Genomic DNA, 25,998 nt, shown 5'->3' on the forward strand with positions numbered 1-25,998 from the left:
GCGGGCGGCCGGCGGTCCGCGAGAAGCGGATGCGTGCGCTAGGCGGCGCCGCTCGCGCGGCGGTCGAACAGCATCCAGCACGCGAACAGGCAGCCGGACGTCAGCACGAACCACGCGAAGATCCACATGAAGATGAACGGCACGCCCAGCACGTAGCGGTCCTGCGCGGCCGCCCACGGCAGCACGCCGATCACGCCGAGATACGGAATACCGATGCCGATCAGGTACCTGAGCATGCGTGTCTCCTTGAAAGCGGGTTCGTACGGAAGGGTCGTACGCGGGGGCGGCGGATATCGCCTGTACGACATCCGGGCTCGAATCCAGTATTCGAAGACAAAAAGGCGCGGGATAGTGCCAGACGCGGGCAATCGCTTGGGCCAGTGGCCCATTGCCCGGTCAACGCGGCAACGATCGAAGCGGCAACCCGACTCCGCTCGGTCGCGGCCAGCGCCCACCGGTCATGACCCGGTCCGGCGTCAGCCGCTAAACGGCATCAGCTCGTAACTCGTGCTCCGGCCGCCGGACGACGAGCGGCGCAGCACGCCGTGCTCGACGAGCTCGGTAATGTCGCGCAGCGCGGTGTCTTGCGAGCATTTCGCCAGCGCCGCCCACTTGGTGGTGGTCAGCTTCCCCTCGAAGCCGTCGAGCAGGCGATTCATCACCTTCACCTGGCGTTCGTTCATCGCGAAGCCCGCGCAGCGCTGCCAGAAGCGCGCCTTGACCAGCACCGCGTCGAGCGTCGTGTGCGCGTGGTCGATGGCCCTGCCGAGCGCGGTCAGGAACCACGCGAGCCATTCCGTGACGTCGAGCGAGCCGCGCTGCGTCCGCTCCAGCACGTCGTAATACGCGTTGCGCTCGCGCTGGATTTGCGCCGACAGGCTGTAGAAGCGCTGCGGACTGCGGTCGGCGCGCGCGAGGACCAGATCCCCGAGCGCGCGTGCAATCCGGCCGTTGCCGTCATCGAACGGATGGAGCGTGACGAACCACAGGTGAGCGAGGCCGGCCCGGATCAGCAACGGCTCGACCGGCTCCGCATTGAGCCACGCGAGAAAGCGGGCGATCTCGCCGGCGAGGCGCGCGGCGGGCGGCGCCTCGAAATGCACGCGCTGCCGCCCGATCGGGCCGGACACGACCTGCATGGGCCCGGTGGCGTCGGTGCGCCAGCCGCCGACCGTGATCCGCGACATCCCCGAATAGCCGGTCGGAAACAGCGCCGCATGCCACCCGAACAGACGGGCGTCCGTGACCGGTGCCGTCGCGTGGGCGGTCGCGTCCAGCACCATGTCGACCACGCCCTCGACGTGACGATCGACCGGCGCCAGCGCGCCGATATCGACGCCGAGCCGGCGCGCGATCGACGACCGCACCGACGCCACGTTCAGGCTTTCGCCCTCGATCGCGCTGGTCTTGACGACGTCCTCCGTCAACGCGGCGAGGCTGGCCTCGTCGCGCAGCGCCAGGCCGACATCCGCCAGCCGCCCGGCCAGCATGCCTTGCGCCCAGCTGACGTCGGCGAGTGGCGTCGCCAGTGCAGGGAGATCGAAGCGCCACGCGGGCCAGTCGGCCGACTCCCAGATGTCGGTGTAATCTCCGCTCATGATGCGGAGATTATCCCACCGATTCACCGCATGACTCAATATTCTCCGCAAATCATGCGGAGAATAGCACCCCCATTCCCCGCAAACCGGCCCGCTACCGCGCCCGGCCCGCCCCGCCCTTCGCGGCCGGCGCCGCGTCGCCGAGCCGTTCCGCGAGAAACCCAATGAACGTGCGCAGCGTGACGAACCCTTCCCGATGCTGCGGAAACACCGCATTGAGCGTGATCGGCGACGGTGCGTACGCGTCGAGCACCGGCACCAGCGCGCCGCTGTCGAGCGCCCCGCCGACGATGAAATCCGGCAGCAGCGCGATGCCGAGCCCTGCGATCGCCGCGTCGCGCACCACCTCGCCGTTGTTCGCGACCAGCGGCCCCTGTACGTCGAACGTGCGCGCCGCGCCGTCGACGCGGAATTCCCAGCCGATGCGCCGCTCGCGCCCGTACAGCACGCACGTATGGCCGGCGAGATCGGCCGGCGTCTGCGGCGTGCCCTGCCGCTTCAGATAGGCGGGGCTCGCGCACGCAATCATTCGCCACGCGCCGAGCGGGCGCGCGATCAGCGTCGAATCCTCGAGCGAGCCGATCCGCAGCACGAGATCGAAGCCCTCGCCGATCAGGTCGACGCGCCGGTCGGTCAGGTCGAGGTTCAGCCGCACGGCCGGGTGCGCGGACAGGAATTCGGCGATCAGCGGCGACACGTGCGTGATCCCGAACGACAGCGGCGCGCTGATTTTCAGCGACCCGTGCAGCTCGGTGCTGCGCACCGACATCGCCTGCTCGGCGTCGGCGATCTCCGCGAGGATCCGCTGCGCCCGCGCATAGAACTCCTGACCCGATTCGGTCACCGCGAGGTTGCGCGTGTTCCGGTGCAGCAGCCGCACGCCGAGCGACGCCTCCAGCGCCATCGTGCGCCGGCTGACGAACTGCTTGGACAGCATCAGCTGGTCGGCCGCCGCCGTGAAGCTGCCCGCATCGACCGTCGCGACGAAGATCCTGAGATCGTTCAGTTCCATATTGTCCACTCCATAGCGACAGTCATTATCTCTACAGCCATTTATTTGTCAAATCGATTGACCTAAGATTCATCTCAACGAACGGCCGGGCCCACTTCCGAGGTCCGGCGTCTTGAGGAACAAAAATCATGATCGAAATCCGTGCAGCAAACCAACGTGGCCGTGCGGAGCATGGCTGGCTCAGCTCCCGTCATACGTTTTCGTTCGCGAACTACTACGATCCGAAGCAAGTCGGCTTCTCCGACCTGCTGGTGATCAACGACGACCGCGTCGCCCCGGGCCGCGGCTTCGGCACGCACCCGCACCGCGACATGGAAATCCTGTCGTACGTGCTCGACGGCGCGCTGGAACACAAGGACTCGATGGGCACCGGTTCGGTGATCGTGCCGGGCGACGTGCAGCTGATGAGCGCCGGCACCGGCGTGCGCCACAGCGAGTTCAACCACTCGCCGGAACTGCCGGTCCACTTCCTGCAGATCTGGGTCGGGCCGGCCGAAAAGGGTGCCGAGCCGCGTTATCAGCAGACGAACGTCACGGCCGACGACAAGCGCGGCAAGCTCGCCCTCGTCGTCTCGCCGAACGGCGACGCCGGTTCGCTGAAGATCCGGCAGGACACGCGGATCTACGCGGGCTTGTTCGACGGCGATGAACGCGCGACGCTGGAACTGGCGCCGAACCGCTTTGCCTACGTGCACGTGGCACGCGGCAGCGTGACGGTCAACGGCGTGACGCTCGGCGAAGGCGACGGCGTGCGCATCCGCGACGAACAGGCGCTGACGGTCGCCGACGGGAAGGATGCCGAAGTGCTGGTGTTCGACCTGCGTCCGGTCGAAGTAACGGCCGAATGGGCATGACGCCCGTTCGGGAAACCGGGCCCCGCTGAACGCGGGGCCCTTTTAATCGGAGATTCGCAACATGGCCAAGGTACTCGTTCTTTACTACTCGTCCTACGGGCACGTCGAAACGATGGCGCAGCACATCGCGGAAGGCGCGAAATCGGTGGCCGGCGTCGAGGTCACGCTCAAGCGCGTGCCGGAAACGATTCCCGTCGACCAGGCCCGCGCGATCGGCGTGAAGGTCGACCAGGCCGCACCGGTCGCCACGGTGGACGAACTCGCCGACTACGATGCGATCATCTTCGGCACGCCGACCCGCTTCGGCAACATGGCCGGCCAGATGCGCACGTTCCTCGACCAGACCGGCGGCCTGTGGATGAAGGGCGCGCTCGTCGGCAAGATCGGCAGCGTGTTCGCGTCGACCGGCACGCAGCACGGCGGCCAGGAAACGACGATCACGTCGTTCCACACCACGCTGCTGCACCACGGGATGGTGATCGTCGGTGTGCCGTACGCCTGCAGCGGCCTCGTCAACATGAACGAAATCACCGGCGGCACGCCGTACGGCGCGACCACGCTCGCGGGCGCGGACGGCAGCCGCCAGCCGAGCGCGAACGAGCTCGATATCGCGCGCTACCAGGGCAAGCACGTCGCGGAAATCGCGAGCAAGCTCGCGTCCTAACGCGACGGCCCGGCGGTTCGGGCCGCCCCGCACATGCGCGAACGGCGCCGGTCGATCCGGCGCCGTTCGCGCTGTGCCGAGGTTCCGGCCGTTACTGGCCCGATGCCGGGGCGGCCGGCGCCGCCTTCATCGCGGGCGCCTTCTGCGCGGCGTTCTGCGGATAGTTGCTCTGGTCGTTGGTCAACCGGTAGCCGCTGCCCGTGCCGATCGCCTTCAGGTCCGACGCATGCCGCGCCCGGGCGGCCTTGCGGGCCGCCTTCTTCTGCGCCTTGTCGAGTTGCTTCTGCGTCGGCGCGGACGCCGGATCCTGCGCGTATGCCGCCGGCGCGGCGGTCAACAGCAGACCGAACGACGCCGTTACTGCTACTGCCACCGATACCACGCGAGACTGCTTCATGGCCGGATCTCCTTGTCGATTGTTGATAGTGGGTCGAACACCGGCGCGCACGCGACCGCTTGCGACATCGGCGCCGTTGCAACGTTAGCCGATCAGTATTCCGTTGTCCGTGTGCGTTCCTGAATTCTCCTGATAACGGCCACGATACATGCACACCGCGAGTGCCGCCGTTTCGGCGCCGCGCCGGCGCCATCAGGGAAACCGATAACCCGGCCTCGCCCGCCCTAGCCGGCGCTCAGATCCAGCGCGACAGCACCGGCAGCAGGATCGGCACGACGAAGGCCGTCAGCACGCCGTTCAGCCCCATCCCGAGCCCGGCGAACGCGCCGGCTTCCTCGCTGACCTGGAACGCGCGCGCGGTGCCGATCCCGTGCGACGCGACGCCGAGCGCGAAGCCGCGCACGGCCGGTTCGTCGACCCGCAGCGCATTGAGGATCCCGCGTGCGCACACCGCGCCGAAAATCCCGGTCGAGATCACGAGCACGGCAGTGAGCGACGGAATCCCGCCGATTTCGGCCGCGACGGCCATCGCGATCGGCGTCGTCGCCGATTTCGGTGCAAGCGACGCGATCGTCTGGTGCGACGCGCCGAACAGCGCCGCGATGCCCACCGCCGACACGATCGCGGTCAGCGAACCCGCGAGCAGGCCGACCAGCAGCGGCACCGCGGCGCGGCGCAGCTTCGACCACTGGCGGTACAGCGGCAGCGCGAGCGCGACGGTCGCGGGGCCGAGCAGGAAGTGGACGAACTGCGCGCCTTCGAAATACGTCGGATACGGCGTGCGGGTGATCGTCAGCAGCACGACGATCAGCGCGACCGCGATCAGCACCGGGTTCGCGAGCGGGTTGAAGCGCGCCCGCGCATAGACGGCCTGCGCGAACAGATAGGCGATCAGCGTGATGGTCAGGCCCAGCAGCGGGGTCGCGGCGAGATAGACCCAGATCGCGCCGAGTGTCGGAAAGGCCGTCATCGCGTGCCCTCCGCCGCGCCGCCCGCGCGCCGCTGGCGCCGCAGCAGCGCGCGCGTGACGAGCGCGGTCACGGCGATCGCGAGCGTGGTGCTCACCGCCAGCGCGACGACGACCGCGACCGCATCGCCGCGCACGCGGTCGGCCGACACCATAATGCCGACGCCAGCCGGCACGAACAGCAGCGACAGGTGGCGCAGCAGCTCGAGCGCGGTCGGCTCGATCGCGTCGGCCACCTGCGGGCGCAGCATCACGAAGCCGAACAGCAGCAGCATGCCGATCACCGGGCCCGGCACCGGCAAGCCGAACAGGTAGGACACGCCTTCCCCGAGACACTGGAAGGTCAGCAAGACCGCGAACGCCTGCAGCATGAACCGCTTCTCCCGAACGGGGCCGCGCTGCCGGGCGGCCGCGCGACCGATGGCCGGCGGCTTGCGGCGCCGGCGTGAACGATACGCGCGATCGTACCAACTTCACGCGCGATCGAACATCGCCGCGTGCGGCTGCGGGAAGACACCACCGGGTGCACGGCGTGCGGCCTCCCGCCGCCACGCATCATCCCGGCACCGGTTCGGCCGACATCGCCCTGCCCGGGTCGTGCGCGTTGCCGGCTACGCCGGCCACGGGCAGCGTGACCGTCACGGTCGTGCCCCGCCACGGGGCGCTGCGCACGTGGATCTCGCCGCGGTGCCGGTCGACGACCGCCTTCGCGAACGCCATGCCGAGCCCGACACCCTTCGTGTCGGGCTGTCCCGGCAGACGAAAGCGCCGGTAACGCTCGAACAGGCGCGCCTGATCCTCGGCCGCGATCCCGTAGCCGTCATCGCGAATCACGCAGCGTACCGAAGCACCGTCGTCCGCCAGTTCGACGCTGCACGCGATGCGAGTATGCGCCGCGCTGTAGTCGACCGCGTTCCCCAGCAGATTGACCAGCGCACGCGACAGCAGCGCCGGATCGCCATGCACGAGCGCGTCGTCGCACGACGGGACGTCCTCGATCGCGATGTGCTTGTCACGCGCACGCGGCCAGATTTCGTCGCGCGCGTGATTCATCAGGTCGGCCACGTTGACGAGCTCCGACGCGTACTCGCCCGCCTCGGCCCGCGACACCTGCGCGAAACCGTCCGCCATCGCGAGCGTATGACGCGCCAGCCCGCCGATCTCGTGAAGACGCTCGCGCAGCGCGCAGTCGGGCGGGCACGCGGCAGGCGCGTTCACCAGCACGATGACCGACGTGAGCGGCGCACGCATGTCGTGCGAGAACAGCGTCAGCATGTCGTTGCGCTGCCGCTCGAGCAGCGTGCGATGGACGTAGGCGCCGCGCAGCGCGTCCAGTGCATCGTTCACGTGCGCGATCTCGGGGCTCGTGCCCGGAATCCGGACGATCGGCGATACGTCGCCCTCGCTCAACGCGACGATGCGCCGGCTCAGCGCATCGAGCGGTTTCGACAGCGTCCGCTGCGTGCCGCGCACGAGCAGGAACAGGATCGCGATGCAACACGCCGCCTCGGCGCCGGACAGCGTCATCCGGACGCGCGCCGCATCGCGCAGCGTCACCGCGCGCGCCCGCGTGAGGTCGAGCACGTGATCGCGCAACCGCGCCGATGCGTCGAGGTCGCGCATGATCCGCGACGCGAAATCCTCCGCGTTCATCGCATAGGTGCCCGTGCGCCCTGCGCGAAGCGTCGTCGCCACGAGCGGCAGGAAGCTGCCGTCCATCGTGTCGTTCAACCGGGCCAGGTCATTCGACAGCATCGCGTCGTCGAGCGTCGGTGCGATCGCGCCGGCGATCAGTGCGCGGAGCTGCACGATGCGCCCGCGCATCTGGAGGATGCGCGCCAGCCGGTCGTTGTCGAGCGCCTCATTCCTCACCAGCGGCGCGACGAACAGCGCGCCCAGCCGGCCGGTGTATTCGCGCAGGTCGCCCAGCAGGCGCGCGAGGACCAGCGCGCCGGCCGTGTCCGGATGACGCATCGCCGTCCCGGCCATCACGACGCCGGTCAGCGCCGCCAGATCGTCGGCGGCCGCGAACATGCGGTCCTGCGCGGCCTGCACCTGCCACGTCGCACGCGCCGCCGCGGGCCGCGCGGCGAGCGCATCGACTTCGCCGCGCGCGCCGGCCAGCCCGGCGCGTAGCGACGCGAGCGCGTGCAGCGCGGCCCCGCGCTCGGATGCCCCGAGCGCCTCCGCCCGCGTGAGGTCGTCTCGCAGCGCATCGAGCGCCTGGTCCGTGCGCGCGCGCGCATCGCGCACGGCCTGCGCTTCCTTGGCCGAATCGCGCCGCCGCAGCGCCAGCAACCGGTTGGCGGGCCAGCGTTCGGCCGAGATCCGGTTCGACGCGATCATCACGCACTCGACCAGCGCGAAATCGCGCAGGTCGAGCATCCCGTGCCGATACTGCCGATAGCTTTCCCACAGATTCGTGCCGCACGCGACTGCCGTCAGCATCACGACGAGCACGAAGCCGGCACGCATCCGCTGCCGGATGGAGAGGCCGCGGAGGTTCACGATGCCGGCTCGATGCGCACCGGATGCGCGCAGCCTTCCCCATCGGACGAACGCGCCGCCCCGGCCGACGCGAGGTGCCGACCGGCGTCATGCGCCGCGGACCGCGTGGGCCCTGCCGCGGCCGCCCTCGCCCCGCTAGATCGCACACCATTCTCCCGATGATTCGTCCGCGACGCTTCCGCTGCCGCGACAGGACGCGACGGCGACCTGTGCGTCGTGCCGTCGCGCATGACGCGTGCCGGGCTCCGCGAGCGGCGACGTCCCGACCGCGCGCTTGCCGGCACGCGCCGGCAGCCGGCAGGCGACGCACACGGGATGCCGGCGCAGCGCGTGGCGGTAGGTGATGAACGCCGCGCCGCAATCCCGGCATCGGGCGATGTCGAGCACGCCGGCGTCGACGAAGCGCACCAGCATCCAGGCGCGTGTCAGGTCCAGCGGCAACGCGCGGCACGCGGCATCGCCCTGTTCGGCATACAGCGTATAGGCCTTGACGAGCGCCTCGAGTCGCGTGCAGCCCGCCTGGTTGCGCAGGAAGCGATAGATGCTGTGGAACAGCGATGCATGAAGGTTCGCGAACCACGTCATGTACCAGTCGATCGACGACGGCAGCAACCCCTTCGGCGCGGCCACGCCGCGCACTTCGCGATACAGCCGCACGAGCCGGTCGCGCGGCAATCCGCACTCGATTTCCAGCATCTGCAGCCGCGCGCCGAGCCGGATCAGCGCCGCCGCGTGCATCGTCAGTTGCGCGTCGTCCGCGAGGCCATGTCGCCCTGCCCGGCCGTTCACGATGTTTCCTCGTTGGGTAGCGCAAGGCCGGCCAGCACCATCGCGGTATGCACGCGCACGAGATCGACCGGCGGCGTCGCGCGGGTCAGCGCCGACAGCACACAGTACCGGCCCGGCCGCAATGCGCAGATCAACTGCCCCGCGGACGCGAGCTCGTTCATGTGCTTCATCGACAGCGCGGCCAGCGCGGCGGCGACATCGGCGGTCACACCCAGGCGGAACATGCCGGTTGCGCGATCCGACTGCAGCAGTCGCTGCGCAAGCCAGAGATACGACATGTTCAGTTCCCACATTGCATCGCTGTCGTTGGCAACCTTCATCGTTCACCTCGATTCATGCGCGATCAGGATCAATGATTCATCGTCAAAATGCGTGCTGATAATCCCGTTATGACGAACCGTTAATTTTTTTCGTTCGGCATGAATAACCGAAATTCACGGTTGCCGAACGACGCACATCGTGTGCGTGCAGCGCGCCGTCATTCAATCCTGTAGAGGGCCGCTTGCTTCGTCGCTCGCATCGCCGCGATGCCGGCGACGCATCGAATGGCGTGCCTGCATTCACCTGCATTGCGAACTGTCGTGATTGAGTCTCGGCGATATTCCGCTGAATGTAAATGCGACGTTAGACGCAAGACAGATGCAGGACAAAAGCGACTTTAGTATTAAGACTTTCGTCTTGTACAATCCGGTTCGTTCGTGTCGGCCCGACTCCGGATTCACTTATTCAAGCATCCTCATGAAAATTCTGATCGTCGACGATCACGCGATCCTGCGGGATGGCGTGGAGATGCTGCTGCGCCAGGGTGACGACGACACGGTCGTCGTCCAGGCGAGCAGCGCCGATGATGCGGTGCGGCTGCTCGACGATCACACCGACCTCGACGCCATCGTGCTCGACCTGAAGCTGCAGGGCATGGACGGCCTCGACGCCCTCGCTGTCTTCGCGACGATGCGCCCGGGGCTGCCGGTCATCGTGCTGTCGTCGTCCGAGGATCCCGGCGCCGTGCGCAGCGCGTTCGCGCAGGGCGCGATGGGTTACGTGCCGAAGTCCGCCAGCCCGCGCACGCTGCTGTCCGCGATCCGGATCGCCCTCAACGGCGAACGCTACGTACCGCCGCTCGTGCTCGACGACCCCGCGCTGCAGCATCAGGACGGTGCCGCAGCAGCACGCGGTTCGATGCTGACGCAACGACAGATCGAAGTGCTGCGCTATCTCGCGGAAGGCGTGCCGAACAAGGTCATCGCCGACAAGCTGGGCCTGTCCGAAAAGACCATCAAGGCGCACATCACCGCGATCTTCAAGGCGCTGAACGTCATCAACCGCACCCAGGCAGCGGCAGCCGGCAGGAAGGCAGGGCTCATCTGACCCGACGCCGGCTCGCGTCGCGACATTGCCATGCCGGCGCGGAACGCCTAAATTTTCCTCATTGTCCCCGCCCGTTCGAGGAGCGTGCGCATGACGCATGTCGACGAGCCGCCCGACGCGCCGGCCGACCATGAAGTCCCGTTCGACCTCGCCGCCGACGTGATCGCGCGCTGGCAGCGCCTCGTCGACCTGATGGCGGAAATCGTCGGCGTGCCGGCCGGGCTGATCATGCGCAACGTCGGCCGCGACATCCAGGTGCTGGTGGCGAGCCGCAACACCGGCAATCCATTCTATCCGGGCGAATCGGCCGAACTGCACGGCTCCGGGCTTTACTGCGAAGCGGTCATCGCGAGCGGCGCTACGCTGGTCGTGCCGGATGCGCGGCAATCCGCGCAGTGGCGCAACAATCCGGACCTGCGCGTCAACATGGTCTCGTACCTCGGCCTGCCGATCCGCTGGCCCGACAACACGCCGTTCGGCACGATCTGCCTGCTCGACTGCAAGGAGAATGCGTATTCGGAGCGCTACATCCGGCTCGTCGAGGAATTCCGCGACCAGATCGAGATGCAGTTGCAACTGATCCGCGCGCAACGGATCGCCGAACGCGAACGCCAGCGCGCCGCGCAGCTGGCCGAGAACTTCCGCCGGCAAAAGGATCTCGCGACGGAGGCCGTGCACGTCAAGTCGAGCTTTCTCGCGGCCGCGAGCCATGACCTGCGTCAGCCCGTCCACGCGTTGAGCCTGTTCGTCGGCGCGTTGCGGCACGTGCCGATGCCGGCCGACGGCACGCTGCTCGTCGATCGCATCGACCAGTCCGTCAACGCGATGGACGCGCTGTTCACCGCGATCCTCGACATCTCGCGGCTCGATGCGGGCGTCGTGCCCGTCCATCGCCGGCCGTTCGCGATCGGCGCAGTGCTGGAGCGCGTGTGCCGCGAAGTCGCCGCCGACGCGCACGGGAAAGGCTTGTCGCTGTCGTACGTGCGCAGCACGGCCGTGGTCGATTCCGATCCCGTGCTGATCGAGCGCATCGCGCGCAACCTGCTGTCGAATGCGGTGCGCTATACCGACACCGGACGCATCGTCGTCGGCTGCAGGCGCACGCGCCAGCACGTTCGCCTGCAATTCATCGACACCGGGCGCGGCATTCCGGCCGACCAGCAGGCGCGCGTATTCGACGACTACTACCAGTTGCGCCGTCGCGGCGACGAGCCCGAACGGGGCGTCGGCCTCGGGCTGGCGATCGTGCGGCGCCTCGCGGGGCTGCTCGACTGTCCGCTGACGCTGCGCTCCGAACCCGGGCGGGGCTCATGCTTCGAACTGCAGCTGGTGCGGCTGGACACGGCCGTGCAGCCGGGCGCCGCCGCCGACGAGATCGCCGTCGACGAGACGACGGCCGCCGCGCACCTCGTGGTCGTGATCGACGACGAAAGCGCGATCCGCGCCGGCATGTCGATGCTGCTCGAGCGCTGGGGCTACCAGGTCGTCACGGCCGCGTCGGTCGATGACGCGATCGCGTGCCTGGCATCGTGCGAGGTACGGCCGACCCTGCTGATCTGCGACCTGCACCTGCACGGCGACCAGAACGGCATCGCTGCGATCGCGCGCATTCGCGACGAGTACAACACGGCGATTCCCGCGATGCTGATCACGGGCGACACGACCGCGCGACGGCCCGGCCGGCTGAAGCACGGCGGGTTCGTGCTGCTGCACAAGCCGGTGCCGAGCGACAAGCTGCGCGCGGCGATGGCGCGCCTGCTGCATGCGCAGGCCCCCGGGCAGCAGCGCCGGGCCGACGCGGGATAGTCGGCGGCGCACCGGCGGCATACAAAAACGGCGGGCATCTGCCCGCCGCCGAGTCTTCTCACGCGCACCGTGTGAAGCGCGGCGCACGTGCGGGCCCTCGCTTACTTCAACCGCGTCGCGATCTCGTTCGCCATCGCCTTCGTCGCGGCTTTCGTCGGCGCATCCGTGGCCAGCGCATTCAGCAGGCCGAAATCGTGAATGGTGCCGTCGTAGCGCGTGGTCGTCGCATCGACACCCGCCGCGTCGAGCTTGCGGCCGTACGCTTCACCTTCGTCACGCAGCACGTCGAACTGCGCGACCTGGATCAGCGCGGGCGGCAGGCCCTTCAACTGCGCGGTGCTCGCGCGCAGCGGCGACGCGTAGATCTCGTTGCGTTGCGCTTCGTTCTTCGTATAGGCGTCCCAGAACCACTTCATCATCGGCCGCGTCAGGAAGTGTCCTTGCTGATACGCGTTGTACGAGCCCGTGTTGAAGTTGTGGTCCGTCACCGGCCACATCAGCCCCTGGAAGCGGATCGCGGGGCCGCCCTTGTCCTTCGCCATCAGCGCCACCACGGCCGCCATGTTCCCGCCGACGCTGTTGCCGACCACCGCGAGGCGGCTGCCGTCGACGCCGATCTCCGCGCCGTGCGCGGCCACCCACTTCGTCGCCGCATACGCCTGGTTGATCGCGACCGGGTAATGCGCTTCCGGCGACGGCGTGTAGTTCACGAACACCGCGACGGCGCCCGATTGCACGACGAGATCGCGCACGAGGCGTTCATGCGTCGGGAAATCGCCGAGCACCCAGCCGCCGCCGTGAATGAACACGAATACCGGCGGCGTACCCGTCGCGCCTTGCGGGCGCACGATCGTGACCGGCACCGACAGGCCGTCCTGTTCGATCGTGCGGTTCGACACGTCGATGCCCGACAGGTCGACCTTCGTGCCGTTCTGCGCATCGACCAGCACCTGGCGCGCCTTCGCGGGGCTCAACGTTTCGAGGCCCGGGCCCTTCTGGCCGTTCAGCGCGGCGAGGAATGCGCTCGTCGTCGCATCAGGACCGACGGCTTCGGCGCCGGCGGCGAACGCGGCAGGTGCGGTGGACAGTGCGGCTGCCACGGCGGCAGCGATCAGCAGCGGCTTGACGATCTTCATGGTGCAACTCCTTGGTCGAATCTTTGAATGGCGAGGATGGTTGGCAGTGCGATTGATCAGACGAGCGTGAGCGTGACGTCGATGTTGCCGCGCGTCGCGTTCGAGTACGGGCAGACGACGTGCGCGCGGTCGATCAGCGTTTGCGCGACATCGCGATCGAGGCCCGGCAGCGAAATCTTCAGTTCGACTTCGATGCCGAAGCCGTTCGGGATCGCGCCGATGCCGACGCTGCCTTCGATCGCGGCGTCCGCGGGGATCGCGATCTTGTCGCGCGCGGCGACGAACTTCATCGCGCCGATGAAGCAGGCGCTGTAGCCGGCGGCGAACAGCTGCTCGGGGTTCGCGCCCGCACCGCCCGCGCCGCCAAGCTCGCGCGGCGTGGTCAGCTTCAGGTCGAGGCCGCTTTCGGGCACCGTCGCACGGCCGTCACGGCCGCCGGTGGCTTTTGCATGGGCGCGGTACAGCACTTTTTCGATCGACATGACAGACTCCTTTTTCAGCAAATGAATGAAACAGCTTTCGAACCGGGGACCACGTGCCGGCGGCTTTTCCGCCGGCTTCGCATTTGTTTATCTACTTATAGATAGATAAACGTCCCCAAAAAATGCAGAGGATCGATTCCTCTGCGCCAACCATCTATCTACTACATGATAGATGACAAGATTCAATAAAAAGGCGGCGAACCGCCTCACTGCTTGCGCCGTCCGTCAGGACCGCGTTTTCCAGACCGCCTCGACGTCCTCGAGACGCGCCCGCGTATGAAACAACCGGCTGGCCAGCACGCTGCCCTGGAACGCCGCGTACAGCGTGCGCGCCGCCGTGTCAGGCTCGCCGCTGAACTGCAGCGTGCCTTCCTTCGCGCCTTGCGCCAGCAATTCCGCGAGCCAGCGCTCGTTGGCCGTGAAGAACGCCTGCACCGCCTGCCGCACGTTCTCCGGCAGCGTTTCGATGTCGGACGCGAGCATCCCGCACAGGCAGATCAGGTTGCCGTCACCCAGCGTGCGGCCGAACATCTTCGTGTACAGGCTCAGCTTCACGTCGGCCGGCAGCGCCGGATCGATCGCCCGCACGGCCGCGAGGACTTCGTCGCTGTAGGCCGCCACCGCTTCCAGCACGAGATCGTCCTTCGACGGGAAGTAGTAGTGGATGCTCGATGTCTTCACGCCCACCAGGTCGGACAGGTCCCGATAGCTGAAGCCGTTGTAACCGCGCTGCATCATCAGCGTGATCGCATGATCGAGAATCTGTTCGCGGACGGTCGGTTTCGTTTCCATGGATCGAACTTTATCTACTCATAGATAGACAGTCAAGGACTTTTTTAAGGGCGCGATGACCATGCCTGCGAGCCCGCTGCGCAAGTACGGCGCCGTTCGCCTGGCCGGGCGGCTTACAACCGGCCTGCAGCACGATCGAATCGATGCGACACTTCACGCCGGGCCACGCGAATCGCGGTGCGGCGTCCATCGGCTGGACGGACGTGCCGGCACACGATGACCGCATCGCATCCGGCCCCGGCATCATCGGCCCGCCCGCTGCGTCGGGCCGCACAAGGAGAACAAGTCGATGTTTTCGTGGTTTGAACGGCGCCTGCCGACTTTCCCGCTCGAAGATCCCGTCACGCCGCCGCGGGGTTTCTTCTCGTTCGTCTGGGCGTGCACGAAAGGCGCGCGCAGCTGGATCCTGCTGATCGCGCTGACGTCGGCCGCACTGGCCGCGTACGAAGCCGCGCTGTTCGCGATGATGGGCCGCGTGGTCGACTGGCTCGCGTCGTCGACGCCGGCCGATTTCGGCGGCCGGCACTTCGGCACGCTCGCCGGGTTCGCGGCGATCCTCGCCGGCAGTGCGCTGCTGATCGCGCTGCATACGATGGTCAAGCACCAGGTGCTCGCGATCAACTTCCCGATGCGGCTGCGCTGGCTGTTTCACCGGCTGATGCTCGACCAGAGCCTGTCGTTCTACGCGAACGAGTTCGCGGGCCGCGTGACGACCAAGATCATGCAGACCGCGCTCGCGGTGCGCGATGCGCTGTTCATGTCGGTCGACGTCGTGATCGGCGTCGCCGCGTACCTGATCGGCATCCTCGCGCTCGCGGCCAGCTTCGACTGGCGGCTGATGATCCCGCTCGCGCTGTGGGCGCTCGGCTACGGCCTGGCGTGCGCGTATTTCGTGCCGCGCCTCGGTGCCGTCGGCAGCCGCCAGGCCGATGCGCGCGCGCTGATGACGGGCCGCATCACCGACGCGTATTCGAACATCACGACCGTGAAGCTGTTCTCGCACACGCGGCGCGAAGCCGACCACGCGCGCCGCGCGATGGAAGCGTTCAAGGCGACCGGCGACGCGCAGATGCGGCTCGTCAGCGCGTTCGAGGTCGTCAATCACCTGCTGTCGACGCTGCTGCTGGTCGGCTCGACCGGCCTCGCGCTGGTGCTGTGGATGCACGGCCAGGTGAGCGCGGGCGTCGTCGCGGCGGTGATCGCGATGGCGCTGCGCCTGTCGAGCTACTCGCACTGGATCATGTGGGAAATGACCGAGCTGTTCGAGAACGTCGGCACGATCCAGGACGGCATCAACACGCTGACGAAGGTGCACAGCGTGGTCGACGCGCCCGACGCGAAGCCGCTCGTGGTGCAGCGCGGCGGGATCGTGTTCGACAACGTGCAGTTCGCGCACGAGGACAACGATCGCGCCGTGTTCGACGGGCTGAACCTGACGATCCGGCCCGGCGAGCGGATCGGCCTGATCGGCCGCTCGGGCGCCGGCAAGTCGACGCTCGTGAACCTGCTGCTGCGCTTCTACGACGTGGGCGGCGGCACGATCCGGATCGACGGGCAGGACATCGCGCACGTGACGCAGGACAGCCTGCGCGGCGCGATCGGGATGGTCACGCAGGATACGTCGCTGCTGCACCGGACAATGCGCGAGAACCTGCTGTACGGGCGCCCCGACGCGACCGAGCGCGAGATGCACGACGCAGCCGTGCGCGCGGAAGCGTCCGAGTTCATCGGCCGGCTGCGCGATCGCCACGGGCGCAGCGGCTACGACGTCGAGGTCGGCGAGCGCGGCGTGAAGCTGTCGGGTGGCCAGCGGCAGCGCGTCGCGATCGCGCGCGTGATGCTCAAGGACGCGCCGATCCTCGTGCTCGACGAGGCGACCAGCGCGCTCGATTCCGAAGTCGAAGTCGCGATCCAGCGCAGCCTCGACGACCTGATGAGCGGCAAGACGGTGATCGCGATCGCGCACCGGCTGTCGACCATCGCGGCGATGGACCGGCTGATCGTGCTCGACGAAGGGCGCATCGTCGAGGAAGGGACGCACCAGCAGCTGCTGCAGGCGGGTGGTATTTACGCGGCGCTGTGGGCGCACCAGAGCGGCGGGTTCCTTGGGGAGACGGCGGACGTGGAGAAGGCGGAGCAGTAAGCCGCCCGTCCGGATGCGCAAGACGCGCGGCCTCGTTGCCCAGGCCGCGTCGCCCATGACATTACAACCGCACGACCGTCGACTTCAGCTCGGTGTACTTGTCGAGCGCATGCAACGATTTGTCACGACCGTTGCCCGACAGCTTGTAGCCGCCGAACGGGAAGTTCAGGTCGTCGCTGCCATCGCCATAGCAGTTGACCCACACGGTGCCCGCGCGCAGACGTCGTGCCACCGCGTGCGCGGTCGAGAGGTCGGCCGACCAGACGGCGGCGGCCAGTCCATACTCCGTGTCATTGGCGATCCGCACGGCCTCGTCGACATCGTCGAACACGATCACCGACAGCACCGGCCCGAAGATTTCCTCGCGGGCGATCTTCGCATCGGGCTTCACCTCGAACACCGTCGGCTCGACATAGAATCCGCCCGTCTCCTCGCGCACGCGCAGGCCGCCCGTGACGAGTTTGCCTTCGTCGCGCCCGGCACCGATATACCCCATCACGCGCTCGAGCTGCGTGCGGTCGACGATCGCCCCCATCGTCACCGACGGATCGAGCGGGTGCCCGGGCGCGAAGCGCCGCGAGGCGTCGATCAGCTTCGCGACAAATGCGTCCTTGATGTCGCGATGCACGAGCAGGCGCGAGCCGGCCGTACACACTTCGCCCATGTTGAAAAAGATCGCGTCGGCAGCCGCCTGCGCGGCGCGGTCGAGATCGGGGCAATCGCGCAGCACGATGTTCGGCGACTTGCCGCCGAGTTCGAGCCACACGCGCTTCAGGTTCGATTGCGCAGCGCACGCCATGATCTGCTGCCCCGTACGCGTCGACCCGGTGAACGCGATGCAGTCGACGTCGCAATGCAGCGCGAGCGCCCTGCCCGGCTCCGCGCCACCCGGCACGACGCTGAACACGCCGGCCGGCATGCCGGCCTCGCACGCGAGCTGCGCAACACGGATCGCGGTGAGCGGCGATTTCTCGGACGGCTTGAGCACGACGCTGTTGCCGGCCGCGAGCGCCGGCGCGAATTTCCATGCGGCCATCAGCAGCGGGAAATTCCACGGCACGACGGCCGCGACGACGCCGATCGGCTCGCGCGTGACGAGCCCGACCAGATGATGGTCCACCGGCGCGACTTCGCCGCCGACCTTGTCGATCGCTTCCGCATACCAGTCGACGCAATGCGCGGCGGCCGGCACGTCGATCGCCGTGGTATCGGCGATCGGCTTGCCGGTGTCGAGCGTCTCGAGCAGCGCGAGCTCGTCGAGGTGCTCGCGCATCAGCGCGGCCCAGCGCTGCAGCACCGCCTTGCGCGCACGCGGATTCATGCCGGCCCAGCTCCGCGCGTCGAACGCGCGGCGCGCGGCCGCCACCGCGAGGTCGACGTCGTCGGTGCCGCAATCTGCCACGTGCGCGAGCACGCCTCCGTCGATCGGGCTCACGCAGTCGAACGTCTTACCGCCGCGCGCGTCGCGCACCTCGCCGTCGATGAACGCGCGCCCTTCGATCCGCAGCACGGCCGCGCGGGCCTGCCAGTCTTCGAATGTCGGTTGATTCATGCGTTTCCTCTTGAAAAGTCGCGGATCACGACCCGGTGACCGGATCGATCGGCGTGAAGATGCCCGCGCGCGCCTCGATCGCTTCGCCCGCGGCGAGACACAGTGCCTCCTCAAAGCGTCCGGCGACGAGCTGCACGCCGGTCGGCACGCCATCGCGGATGCCGGTCGGCACCGACAGTCCCGGCAGCCCGAGCAGCGCAGTGGCGAGCAGCGGCCCCTGCCGTTCGACGATCGCGCGCATCGCGTCGTCGCCATGCTGATCGGCGTCGATCGCGAACGGCTGCGCGCACGACACCGGCATCAGCAGCAGCGGATGGCGCGCGAAGAACTGCTGCCAGTCGCGCAGCAGCGCGGTGCGCCGCGCGAGGGCGTTCATGTAGCCCTCGAGATCCAGCGGCTTCGCGAGACGGCGCTGGCTCGCGAACGCGATACGGATCGCCGCGTCGCCGTGCTGCATGATCACGTCGCCGAGGCCGCTGCGCGCTTCGTTGGTCACCAGGTCCAGCCACAGTTCGCACGCTTCGGCGAACCGCGGCGGCTCCGCTTCCTCGACGATGCAGCCGGCCTCTTCAAGCCAGCGTGCGGCCTGCCGGATCGCGTCGACCACCACCGGATCGGACGGCACGCCCGGCAGCGCCGCGCAAACGGCCACGCGCGTGGGGAACGCGGCTTCGCGTGCATTCGGCGCGACGGGCATCCACCATGCGTCGCGCGCGTCGCCTGCCGCCATCGCGTCGAGCGCGAGCCGCAGGTCGCCTACCGTGCGCGCGAGCGGCCCCTGCACGGACGCAAGCTGCACCGCGAGCGTGCGATCCTTCGACTGCGTCGGGTTGTACGCCGGCACGCGCCCGGTGCTGGGCCGCAGCCCGGCGACGCCGCACGCGTAGGCCGGGTAGCGGATCGAGCCGCCCAGGTCGTTGCCATGCGCGATCGCGCCGATGCCGGCGGCCACCGCCGCGGCCGCGCCACCGCTGGAACCGCCCGGCGTCAGCGACGCATCCCACGGATTCGACGTGCGGCCATGCAGGTCGTTATCGGTGAACCAGCGGTACGAAAACGCCGGCGCATTGCTGCGCCCGATCACGATCGCGCCGGCCTTGCGCAGGTTCGCGGTCACCGGGCTGTCCTCGTGCGCGATCAGGTCCGAAAACGCGCGCACGCCGTTGGTCGTCGCGTATTCCGCCGTGTCGACGTTGATCTTCACGGTCACCGGCACGCCGTGCAGCGGGCCGACCGGTGCGCCGCGCGCGATCGCGGCATCGGCATCGGACGCCGCCTGCAACGCGCTGTCGGTCATCACGTCGACGATCGCGTTGATGACGGGGTTCACCGCTTCAAGCCGCTGCAGGCAGCTGTGCGTGAGTTCGGTGGCAGACACGTCGCGACGCACGACGCGCTCGGCCATTTCGGCCGCGCTGAGACGCCACAATTCCTGGGTCATGGATTGCTCCTCGTTGATCTCGATGGTTGTCCTGAACCGGCCGCGCGTTACGCGGCCGGCTGTCCGGCTTGCGGTGCGTGCGATGCATAGATCTTGCGGCACGTCTCGACGACTTCCCACGTGCCGCGAAAACCCGGTGGAATCACGAAGCGGTCGCCCGCGCGCAGCACGCGCTCGCGGCCGTCGGCATCGCGCACGATCGCGACGCCGCTCAGCATCTCGCAATACTCCGACTCGTCGTACTCGATCGTCCAGCGGCCGGGCGTGCATGCCCAGATCCCGCAGCTGAACTGCCCGCACGGGCTGATGTAGTGATGCGACAGCGTCTGCTGCGGATTGCCGTCGAGCAGCAACCCGCTCGGCACGCGGCTCTGCGTGAGCTTCGCCGGTGCGCGCATCAGGTCGACGAGATTCGTGATGTTGGTCATGAGTGCCTCCAGGGCATGAGTGATTCGAAACGTTTCGGTGCCGCGCGGCCGGTTGAACGGCCCGCGCGGATCAGAGCAGGTCCATCATCCGGTGCCAGGTCATCGCAAGCGCCAGCATCGGCGTGCGCAGCGCACGCCCGCCCGGAAAGTCGCGATGGCGAATCCGGCCGAACAGGTCGAAGCGCGTGGCCTGCGCGTCGATCGCTTCCGCGATCAGCCGCCCCGCGAGCCCCGTCACGTTGACGCCGTGCCCGGAAAATCCCTGCGCGAAATACACGGTCGGCTCGAGCCTGCCGAAATGCGGCGCGCGATTCATCGTCGCGTCGATCAGCCCGCCCCACGCGTAGTCGATCCGCACATCGGCCAGCTGCGGGAACGTCTTCAGCATGTCGCGCCGCATCGCGGCCGCGAGATCGCGCGGCGTATTCGTCGAGCTGCTGGCCTTGCCGCCCCACAGCAGCCGGCGGTCGCGTGTCAGCCGGAAATAGTCGAGCGCCGAACGGGTGTCGCAGATCGCCGCATCGGCCGGCATCGTTTCGGCCGCGCGCGCGTCGCCGAGCGGCTCCGTCGCGATCAGGTACGTCGCGACCGGAATGATCTTGCGCGTGAGCGCCGGCGCCAGCTGCCCCAGGTATGCATTGCAGGCCAGCACGACATGACGGGCATCCACGTGGCCGCGGGCGCACGTCACGCGGTGATACGGTGCGGCACGACCGAGCGCAATCGCGGGCGTGTCCTCGTGGATCGTCACGCCGGCCTCGCGCGCCGCCCGCGCGAGGCCGAGCGTGTAGTTCAGCGGATGCAGGTGGCCGCTGCCTTCGTAACGGAGGCCGCCGAAGTAGCGATCCGATGCGACGAAGCGATGCATGTCGGTGCGCTCGACGACTTCGTAGCCGCGATAGCCGAAGCGGCTCGCCGCGGTATCGCGCCACGCGCGCAGCGCATCGAGATGGCGCGGCTTGTTCGCGGCGGTGAGGTAGCCGGAGGTCAGGTCGCAATCGATGCCGTACCGCTCGACCCGCTGCCGGACTATCTCGACCGACTCCAGCCCCATCGCCCAGACGCGCCGCACGTCGTCTTCCGGCAGGTAGGCCGAGAACGTGTCGATATCGCACGCGTACCCGGCGATCAGCTGGCCACCGTTGCGCCCGCTCGCGCCCCAGCCGATCTTCGACGCCTCGACGAGCACGACCGAATGGCCGCGCTCGGCGAGCTCGAGTGCCGCGGACAGGCCCGTGAGCCCGCCGCCGATCACGCAGACGTCCGCCGTCACGGCCCCGTCGAGCGATGGATGCCGCGTACGGTTGTTGACCGTCGCTGCATAGTAGGACTGAACATGTTGCTGGTTTTCGAACTTGAGCATGTGCAAGACTCGCGAACGGCGTCGCGTCAGAACGCGTAGATGAGTTGGGTGGCGAGCAGGTCGTTCGACTTCTCGTACGACCCGTCGTGACGCAGGAACACCTTGTTGCTCGCCCAGTCGTGCCGGTATTCGACCTTCACCGTCACTTGCTGGGTCGGGTAGAACAGCAGGTCGAACGCGGCAGCCTGCCGCGTCGCGCCCTTGCACTCGAAGCCGACGCCGCCGTTCGCCTTCGACAGCGCCAGGCAATCCGCATCGATGCCGAAGCCGTTGTACGGGTCCATCCCGTTGCCGTTCAGGCCGATCGACGAGCCGCCGCCGCCGTTCTTCCGGTTCACGAGCAGGTCGTAGCGCAGCGTCGCACCCATGCGGCCGACCACCGGCGCGTTGAACTTGCGGTGCGCGAGCAGTGACAGCCCGAACCACTGTGCGAGCCCGCCGTTGAACGCGCCGTGCTGCTGCTGGCCGTAGTCGAACTCGGCGTTGTACTGCGCATCGGCGAGCGTGTAGGTCGCGTCAGCCTCACCGAAGAAGAACGCGCCGTACGCGCTCGGTGCGTTGCCGCCCACGCCGTAGCGCACGTTGCCGGTCACCGGATCGACCGCGCTCGGCAGCGTCTGGCGGCCGATGCTGATCGAGCCGCCGACGTCGAGCGCGCTGCCGCGCAGGTAATCGACGCGCGCGGTGAAGGTCGGCACCTTGTTGCTCGTCGAGATCGGGTCGCCGAGCGCGTTGACGCCGGTCTGCGTGACCGCGCCCGCGCTGCGGAACTGCTCGTTGCCGATGAAGAACTTCCACGCCCAGTGGCCATCCGCGCTCTGGTAGTTGAGGCCCGCGCCGATCGACGAGCCCGGATCGGAGAAGTCGTACAGCAGGTTGTGCGTGAGCGTCAGCATCATGCTCGACTGCTGGTACTCGTAGCCGCCGAAGCCCGTCACGAGGCCGCCGGTGAGCGCCGTCGTGCCCGACAGCGGCACGGTCAGGACGGCCGTGTTGATGATGTTCAGGCCGCTCGAGCCGCTGCCCGTCATCATCGACAGGCCCGCGCCGCGGTTCGGCATCAGCGTGATTTCCGCGGACGGCGCGGTCGGGCCGACACCGAAGGTCTTCTTGATGTCGAGGAATACGTCGCCGAACGTGCTGTTGTAGTACGTGTACGCGTTCTCGTGGTTCGCGAACTGGAACGACGACGTGCCGGCGCCCCGGTTGTACAGGTAGGTCGGGTCGAGGTAGCCCGTCACCGACAGCCCCGCGATCGGGCCCGTGCGCGCGGCATCCGTCAGAGAATCGACCTTCAGTTGCTGGTTCGCGACCTGCTGCCGGATGTCCGACACGTCGTCGTTGGTCAGCACGGCCGGTGCCTGCCCGTAGCCGGGTGCGGACGGGTCAGCCGCCGCGCCGGTCGCCGGGTTTGACGCGTTCGATGCGTTAGACGCCACCGGTACGGCCAAAGGCTTCGCGCCGAGCTGCGATTGCAGCGCGCTCATCTGCCGCTGCAGCACCGCGATCTGCTGCTGCAGCATCCGGATCCGGTCGGCGCTCGAGTTCGCCGCAGCCAGCCCCGGCAGCGCTCCGGCGATCAGCGCGCAGAGCATCTTCTTTTTCATGGAATGTCTCCTGGTCGTTCGTCACTGTTCGTCACTTCGTGGGATGCGGAATGCGGTCGTGCAGCGGCGGCGCGGCAGGCGCACGCGCGGGCGGCATGGCGGACGGCGACGCGGGGATGCCGGATACCTCGGGTGCGGCCGCCGCATGCCACATCCGCATGTCGCGCGCGTGCCGCCGCTCGCGGGCCAGCATCGCGCGGTTCACGACGACGACCCCGATCGTCACGACCGTGATGAACACCGTGGCGAGCGCATTCATCTCCGGGTTGAGCCCCATCCGCACGCGAGAGAACACGACGAGCGGCAGCGTCGTCGAACCGGGGCCCGACAGGAACGCGGACAGGATCACGTCGTCGATCGACACCGTGAAGGCAAGCAGCCAGCCGGACACCAGCGCTTGCGCGATCAGCGGCAGCGTGATCACGAAGAACACCTTCCACGGTCGCGCGCCGAGATCGAGCGCGGCTTCCTCGATCGAACGATCGAGCTCCTTCACGCGCGATTGCACGATCACCGCGACGAACGACAGGCACAGCATCACGTGGCCGATCCAGATCGTCAGCCAGCCACGCCCGGCCGGCCAGCCGAAGGTCTGCTGCATCGCGACGAACAGCAGCAGCAGCGAGATGCCCTGGATCACTTCCGGAATCACGAGCGGCGCGTTGATCATCGCGGCATACAGCGTGAAGCCGCGAAAGCGTCCCATGCGGGCGAGCACGAAGCCGGCCCAGGTGCCGATCGCGACCGACGCGGTGGCCGTCAGCAGCGCGATCTTCAGCGACAGCCAGGCGGCCGTGAGCAGTTCGTCGTCGTGCAGCAGCGCGCCGTACCACTTCAGCGAAAAGCCCGACCACACCGTCACCAGCTTCGACGCGTTGAACGAGTAGACGACCAGGCTGACGATCGGGATGTACAGGAACAGGAAGCCCGCGCCCAGCACGCACGCGGACAGGATGCGATTCGCACGGTTCATGACCTGGCCTCCGCTTCGGTCTGGCTGTAATGGAGCAGCGCCATCGGCACGAGCAGCAGCAGCACCATCGTCACCGTCACCGCGGACGCCATCGGCCAGTCCATGTTGTTGAAGAATTCATCCCACATCACGCGGCCGAGCATCAGCGTGTTCGCGCCGCCGAGCAACTCGGGGATCACGTATTCGCCCACCGCCGGGATGAACACGAGCAGGCTGCCCGCGACGATGCCGTTCCTCGACAGCGGCAGCGTGATGCGCCAGAACGCGGACCACGGCGTCGCGCCGAGATCGTTGGCGGCTTCGAGCAACGTGAGGTCCATCTTCACGAGGTGCGCGTACAGCGGCATCACCATGAACGGCAAGTACGAATAGACCATCCCGATGTAGACGCCCGCGTCGGTGTGATACAGCCGCAGCGGTGTCGCGATCACGCCGAGTGCCGCCAATACGTGGTTCAGCAGCCCGTCGTCCTTCATGATCCCGACCCACGCATAGACGCGGATCAGGAACGACGTCCAGAACGGCAGCATCACGGCCATCATCAGCAGGTTGCGTCGGGCCGGCGTCGAGCGCGCAATGAAGTACGCGATCGGGTAGCCGGCCAGCAGGCACATCAGCGTCGACGCCGCGGCCATCTTCAGCGAGCTGACGTAGGTGTTCAGGTACAGGTCGTCCTGCAGCAGCAGCGCGTAATGCTTCAGCGACAGCGCAACCTGCACGGTGCCGGCCTCCAGCCGCGCAAGCGCGGTGTACGGCGGGATGCCGAGCATCTGGTCGGCGAAGCTGATCTTCAGCACCAGCACGAACGGCAGCGCGAAGAACACGGCCAGCCACACGAACGGCACGCCGATCGCGACGCTGCGGCCCGACGGCAGGAAGCGCGACAGCGCGGCGAAGCGGCCTCGGCGCTTGTCAGCCTGGGGCGCGGCGGTCGTGCCGGTCGACACCGGAGTGGAGGGCGTGGAAGCGGAGGTTCTCATCGTGGCGTCCTCACTGCGTCAGCACGACGCCGCTGGCCGGCGACCACGACACGAACACGTCGTCGTTCCACGCCGGTGCGTTGTCGTTCATCAGGTGCGAGCTCGACAGGTTCGACACCACCGTCTTGCCGCTCGGCAGGCGCACGTGGTACAGCGAGTAGCTGCCCATGTACGCGATGTCGGTCACGACGCCGCGCGCCCAGTTGTGTTTCGAGCCCGGCTTCTCGCGCGACACGTGAATGCGTTCCGGGCGCACCGAGATGCCGACCGGCATGCCGAGCGGGCCCGTGACGCCGTGGCTCACGTACATGCGGGCTTCGAGGTCGTCGCTTTCGACGAAAATGTGATCGGGCTCGTCTTCGACCACGCGCCCTTCGAACAGGTTGGTCGAGCCGATGAATTCGGCCGAGAAGCGGCTGTTCGGAAACTCGTACACCTCGCCCGGCGCGCCGATCTGCACGATCTTGCCTTCGCTCATCACCGCGAGGCGGCTGGCCATCGTCATCGCCTCTTCCTGGTCGTGCGTGACCATCACGCAGGTCACGTCGACTTTCTCGATGATGTTCACGAGTTCGAGCTGGGTTTTCTGGCGGATCTTCTTGTCGAGCGCGGACATCGGCTCGTCGAGCAGCAAGAGCTTCGGGCGCTTGACGAGCGAGCGGGCCAGCGCGACGCGCTGCTGCTGGCCGCCCGAGAGCTGGTGCGGCTTGCGCTGCGCGTACTTGCTCATCTGCACGAGCGCAAGCGCATCGGTCACGCGCTCCTTGATCTCGTGCTTCGGCGTGCCTTCCTGCTTCAGGCCGAACGCGACGTTCGATTCGACCGTCATGTGCGGGAACAGCGCGTACGACTGGAACATCATGTTCACCGGGCGGCGGTACGGCGGCAGCGACGCGAGGTCCTCGCCGTCGACGAAGATCTTGCCGGAGGTGGCCGTCTCGAGCCCGGCGAGCATGCGCAGCAACGTCGACTTGCCGCAGCCCGAGCTGCCGAGCAGCGCGAACAGCTCGTTCTTCGCGATCGTCAGGTTCACGTTGTCGACGGCGGTGCTGTCGCCGAACTTCTTCACGACGTTTTCGATGCGCACGAAGGCGTCCGCAACCGATGCGGCAGGGAACGTATGGATCATCGTCGCCTC

The 25,998-nt window shown here is 67.9% G+C and carries 25 protein-coding genes; 5 read left to right on the forward strand and 20 right to left on the reverse strand.

Annotated features, from left to right (window positions below):
* Positions 1-38: 38 nt before the first annotated feature.
* The 3 genes from CFB45_RS36825 to CFB45_RS36835 all read right to left on the reverse strand — a co-directional run bounded on the left by CFB45_RS36825 (position 39) and on the right by CFB45_RS36835 (position 2,610).
* Positions 39-236, reverse strand: coding sequence for a DUF3311 domain-containing protein (locus tag CFB45_RS36825; protein ID WP_085040323.1), 198 nt, complete (start codon positions 234-236; stop codon positions 39-41).
* A 240-nt stretch (positions 237-476) separates the two neighbouring features.
* A complete protein-coding gene (locus tag CFB45_RS36830) occupies positions 477-1,598 on the reverse strand; it encodes a Fic family protein (RefSeq protein ID WP_218828891.1) in 1,122 nt (373 codons plus the stop codon).
* A 94-nt stretch (positions 1,599-1,692) separates the two neighbouring features.
* The gene (locus CFB45_RS36835; protein ID WP_089429978.1) at positions 1,693-2,610 is read right to left on the reverse strand and encodes a LysR family transcriptional regulator; all 918 of its coding nucleotides are present in this window, start codon (positions 2,608-2,610) and stop codon (positions 1,693-1,695) included.
* A gap of 128 nt (positions 2,611-2,738) precedes the next feature.
* Here CFB45_RS36835 and CFB45_RS36840 point away from each other — a divergent pair, with 128 nt between their 5' ends.
* Positions 2,739-3,464, forward strand: a complete 726-nt coding sequence (locus CFB45_RS36840) for a pirin family protein (protein WP_089429979.1) — start codon at positions 2,739-2,741, stop codon at positions 3,462-3,464.
* Between the two features lie 61 nt (positions 3,465-3,525).
* Positions 3,526-4,128: an NAD(P)H:quinone oxidoreductase gene (wrbA, locus tag CFB45_RS36845; RefSeq protein ID WP_039355294.1), complete on the forward strand. Its 603-nt coding sequence runs from the start codon at positions 3,526-3,528 to the stop codon at positions 4,126-4,128.
* 91 nt (positions 4,129-4,219) lie between these two features.
* Here wrbA and CFB45_RS36850 read toward each other — a convergent pair whose 3' ends face one another.
* The 6 genes from CFB45_RS36850 to CFB45_RS36875 form a co-directional block, all read right to left on the reverse strand.
* Entirely contained in the window at positions 4,220-4,525 is a 306-nt protein-coding gene (locus tag CFB45_RS36850; RefSeq protein ID WP_089429980.1) for a hypothetical protein, read from the reverse strand.
* 235 nt (positions 4,526-4,760) lie between these two features.
* Entirely contained in the window at positions 4,761-5,495 is a 735-nt protein-coding gene (locus CFB45_RS36855; protein ID WP_089429981.1) for an LrgB family protein, read from the reverse strand.
* Positions 5,492-5,863: a CidA/LrgA family protein gene (locus CFB45_RS36860; RefSeq protein ID WP_089429982.1), complete on the reverse strand. Its 372-nt coding sequence runs from the start codon at positions 5,861-5,863 to the stop codon at positions 5,492-5,494. The genes CFB45_RS36855 and CFB45_RS36860 overlap by 4 nt, the downstream gene beginning before the upstream one ends.
* 184 nt (positions 5,864-6,047) lie before the next feature.
* Positions 6,048-8,000: a sensor histidine kinase gene (locus CFB45_RS36865; protein ID WP_256978510.1), complete on the reverse strand. Its 1,953-nt coding sequence runs from the start codon at positions 7,998-8,000 to the stop codon at positions 6,048-6,050.
* Between the two features lie 135 nt (positions 8,001-8,135).
* Positions 8,136-8,789 (reverse strand): FlhC family transcriptional regulator, encoded by a 654-nt coding sequence (locus CFB45_RS36870; RefSeq protein ID WP_256978511.1) that lies wholly within the window; start codon positions 8,787-8,789, stop codon positions 8,136-8,138.
* Positions 8,786-9,109, reverse strand: a complete 324-nt coding sequence (locus CFB45_RS36875; RefSeq protein ID WP_089429984.1) for a flagellar transcriptional regulator FlhD — start codon at positions 9,107-9,109, stop codon at positions 8,786-8,788. The genes CFB45_RS36870 and CFB45_RS36875 overlap by 4 nt, the downstream gene beginning before the upstream one ends.
* A 418-nt stretch (positions 9,110-9,527) precedes the next feature.
* Between CFB45_RS36875 and CFB45_RS36880 the strand changes: the two genes are divergently transcribed.
* Positions 9,528-10,157 carry a response regulator gene (locus CFB45_RS36880; RefSeq protein ID WP_089429985.1) on the forward strand — a complete coding sequence of 210 codons (630 nt, stop codon included), beginning with the start codon at positions 9,528-9,530 and terminating at the stop codon, positions 10,155-10,157.
* A 90-nt stretch (positions 10,158-10,247) separates the two neighbouring features.
* On the forward strand, positions 10,248-11,963 hold the full coding sequence (locus CFB45_RS36885; protein ID WP_089429986.1) for a hybrid sensor histidine kinase/response regulator: 1,716 nt from the start codon (positions 10,248-10,250) through the stop codon (positions 11,961-11,963).
* A gap of 101 nt (positions 11,964-12,064) precedes the next feature.
* Here the strand turns inward: CFB45_RS36885 and CFB45_RS36890 are convergent, their stop codons facing one another.
* The 3 genes from CFB45_RS36890 to CFB45_RS36900 all read right to left on the reverse strand — a co-directional run bounded on the left by CFB45_RS36890 (position 12,065) and on the right by CFB45_RS36900 (position 14,373).
* Entirely contained in the window at positions 12,065-13,099 is a 1,035-nt protein-coding gene (locus tag CFB45_RS36890) for an alpha/beta hydrolase (RefSeq protein WP_089429987.1), read from the reverse strand.
* 56 nt (positions 13,100-13,155) lie between these two features.
* Entirely contained in the window at positions 13,156-13,581 is a 426-nt protein-coding gene (locus CFB45_RS36895; protein WP_046547194.1) for an organic hydroperoxide resistance protein, read from the reverse strand.
* A 225-nt stretch (positions 13,582-13,806) separates the two neighbouring features.
* Positions 13,807-14,373 (reverse strand): TetR/AcrR family transcriptional regulator, encoded by a 567-nt coding sequence (locus CFB45_RS36900; RefSeq protein ID WP_089429988.1) that lies wholly within the window; start codon positions 14,371-14,373, stop codon positions 13,807-13,809.
* Between the two features lie 289 nt (positions 14,374-14,662).
* Between CFB45_RS36900 and CFB45_RS36905 the strand changes: the two genes are divergently transcribed.
* Positions 14,663-16,516 (forward strand): ABC transporter ATP-binding protein, encoded by a 1,854-nt coding sequence (locus tag CFB45_RS36905; RefSeq protein WP_089429989.1) that lies wholly within the window; start codon positions 14,663-14,665, stop codon positions 16,514-16,516.
* A gap of 61 nt (positions 16,517-16,577) precedes the next feature.
* Here CFB45_RS36905 and CFB45_RS36910 read toward each other — a convergent pair whose 3' ends face one another.
* The 8 genes from CFB45_RS36910 to CFB45_RS36945 all read right to left on the reverse strand — a co-directional run bounded on the left by CFB45_RS36910 (position 16,578) and on the right by CFB45_RS36945 (position 25,989).
* Positions 16,578-18,068: an aldehyde dehydrogenase gene (locus tag CFB45_RS36910; protein WP_089429990.1), complete on the reverse strand. Its 1,491-nt coding sequence runs from the start codon at positions 18,066-18,068 to the stop codon at positions 16,578-16,580.
* Positions 18,069-18,093: 25 nt separating this feature from the next.
* Entirely contained in the window at positions 18,094-19,509 is a 1,416-nt protein-coding gene (locus CFB45_RS36915) for an amidase family protein (RefSeq protein ID WP_089429991.1), read from the reverse strand.
* Between the two features lie 47 nt (positions 19,510-19,556).
* Positions 19,557-19,937, reverse strand: a complete 381-nt coding sequence (locus tag CFB45_RS36920; RefSeq protein WP_089429992.1) for a cupin domain-containing protein — start codon at positions 19,935-19,937, stop codon at positions 19,557-19,559.
* A 70-nt stretch (positions 19,938-20,007) separates the two neighbouring features.
* Positions 20,008-21,300, reverse strand: a complete 1,293-nt coding sequence (locus CFB45_RS36925) for an NAD(P)/FAD-dependent oxidoreductase (protein WP_089429993.1) — start codon at positions 21,298-21,300, stop codon at positions 20,008-20,010.
* 26 nt (positions 21,301-21,326) lie between these two features.
* A complete protein-coding gene (locus CFB45_RS36930; RefSeq protein ID WP_089429994.1) occupies positions 21,327-22,907 on the reverse strand; it encodes a DUF3138 family protein in 1,581 nt (526 codons plus the stop codon).
* A gap of 31 nt (positions 22,908-22,938) precedes the next feature.
* On the reverse strand, positions 22,939-23,880 hold the full coding sequence (locus CFB45_RS36935; RefSeq protein WP_089429995.1) for an ABC transporter permease subunit: 942 nt from the start codon (positions 23,878-23,880) through the stop codon (positions 22,939-22,941).
* Positions 23,877-24,860: an ABC transporter permease subunit gene (locus CFB45_RS36940; protein WP_089429996.1), complete on the reverse strand. Its 984-nt coding sequence runs from the start codon at positions 24,858-24,860 to the stop codon at positions 23,877-23,879. Before CFB45_RS36940 ends, CFB45_RS36935 begins: the two co-directional genes overlap by 4 nt.
* A 10-nt stretch (positions 24,861-24,870) precedes the next feature.
* A complete protein-coding gene (locus CFB45_RS36945) occupies positions 24,871-25,989 on the reverse strand; it encodes an ABC transporter ATP-binding protein (protein ID WP_089429997.1) in 1,119 nt (372 codons plus the stop codon).
* Between the last annotated feature and the right edge of the window lie 9 nt (positions 25,990-25,998).

Source organism: Burkholderia sp. HI2500, assembly GCF_002223055.1.
In the GTDB taxonomy this organism is placed as follows: Bacteria; Pseudomonadota; Gammaproteobacteria; order Burkholderiales; family Burkholderiaceae; genus Burkholderia.

Coding starts and splice junctions, on each gene's coding strand:
- CFB45_RS36885 (WP_089429986.1), top strand. CDS start 10,248: ATGACGCATGTCGACGAGCCGCCCGACGCGCCGGCCGACCATGAAGTC.
- CFB45_RS36830 (WP_218828891.1), bottom strand. CDS start 1,598: ATGAGCGGAGATTACACCGACATCTGGGAGTCGGCCGACTGGCCCGCG.
- CFB45_RS36855 (WP_089429981.1), bottom strand. CDS start 5,495: ATGACGGCCTTTCCGACACTCGGCGCGATCTGGGTCTATCTCGCCGCG.
- CFB45_RS36880 (WP_089429985.1), top strand. CDS start 9,528: ATGAAAATTCTGATCGTCGACGATCACGCGATCCTGCGGGATGGCGTG.
- CFB45_RS36840 (WP_089429979.1), top strand. CDS start 2,739: ATGATCGAAATCCGTGCAGCAAACCAACGTGGCCGTGCGGAGCATGGC.
- wrbA (WP_039355294.1), top strand. CDS start 3,526: ATGGCCAAGGTACTCGTTCTTTACTACTCGTCCTACGGGCACGTCGAA.
- CFB45_RS36825 (WP_085040323.1), bottom strand. CDS start 236: ATGCTCAGGTACCTGATCGGCATCGGTATTCCGTATCTCGGCGTGATC.
- CFB45_RS36945 (WP_089429997.1), bottom strand. CDS start 25,989: ATGATCCATACGTTCCCTGCCGCATCGGTTGCGGACGCCTTCGTGCGC.
- CFB45_RS36835 (WP_089429978.1), bottom strand. CDS start 2,610: ATGGAACTGAACGATCTCAGGATCTTCGTCGCGACGGTCGATGCGGGC.
- CFB45_RS36915 (WP_089429991.1), bottom strand. CDS start 19,509: ATGACCCAGGAATTGTGGCGTCTCAGCGCGGCCGAAATGGCCGAGCGC.
- CFB45_RS36895 (WP_046547194.1), bottom strand. CDS start 13,581: ATGTCGATCGAAAAAGTGCTGTACCGCGCCCATGCAAAAGCCACCGGC.
- CFB45_RS36910 (WP_089429990.1), bottom strand. CDS start 18,068: ATGAATCAACCGACATTCGAAGACTGGCAGGCCCGCGCGGCCGTGCTG.
- CFB45_RS36935 (WP_089429995.1), bottom strand. CDS start 23,880: ATGAACCGTGCGAATCGCATCCTGTCCGCGTGCGTGCTGGGCGCGGGC.
- CFB45_RS36920 (WP_089429992.1), bottom strand. CDS start 19,937: ATGACCAACATCACGAATCTCGTCGACCTGATGCGCGCACCGGCGAAG.
- CFB45_RS36850 (WP_089429980.1), bottom strand. CDS start 4,525: ATGAAGCAGTCTCGCGTGGTATCGGTGGCAGTAGCAGTAACGGCGTCG.
- CFB45_RS36925 (WP_089429993.1), bottom strand. CDS start 21,300: ATGCTCAAGTTCGAAAACCAGCAACATGTTCAGTCCTACTATGCAGCG.
- CFB45_RS36940 (WP_089429996.1), bottom strand. CDS start 24,860: ATGAGAACCTCCGCTTCCACGCCCTCCACTCCGGTGTCGACCGGCACG.
- CFB45_RS36875 (WP_089429984.1), bottom strand. CDS start 9,109: ATGAAGGTTGCCAACGACAGCGATGCAATGTGGGAACTGAACATGTCG.
- CFB45_RS36890 (WP_089429987.1), bottom strand. CDS start 13,099: ATGAAGATCGTCAAGCCGCTGCTGATCGCTGCCGCCGTGGCAGCCGCA.
- CFB45_RS36930 (WP_089429994.1), bottom strand. CDS start 22,907: ATGAAAAAGAAGATGCTCTGCGCGCTGATCGCCGGAGCGCTGCCGGGG.
- CFB45_RS36900 (WP_089429988.1), bottom strand. CDS start 14,373: ATGGAAACGAAACCGACCGTCCGCGAACAGATTCTCGATCATGCGATC.
- CFB45_RS36905 (WP_089429989.1), top strand. CDS start 14,663: ATGTTTTCGTGGTTTGAACGGCGCCTGCCGACTTTCCCGCTCGAAGAT.
- CFB45_RS36860 (WP_089429982.1), bottom strand. CDS start 5,863: ATGCTGCAGGCGTTCGCGGTCTTGCTGACCTTCCAGTGTCTCGGGGAA.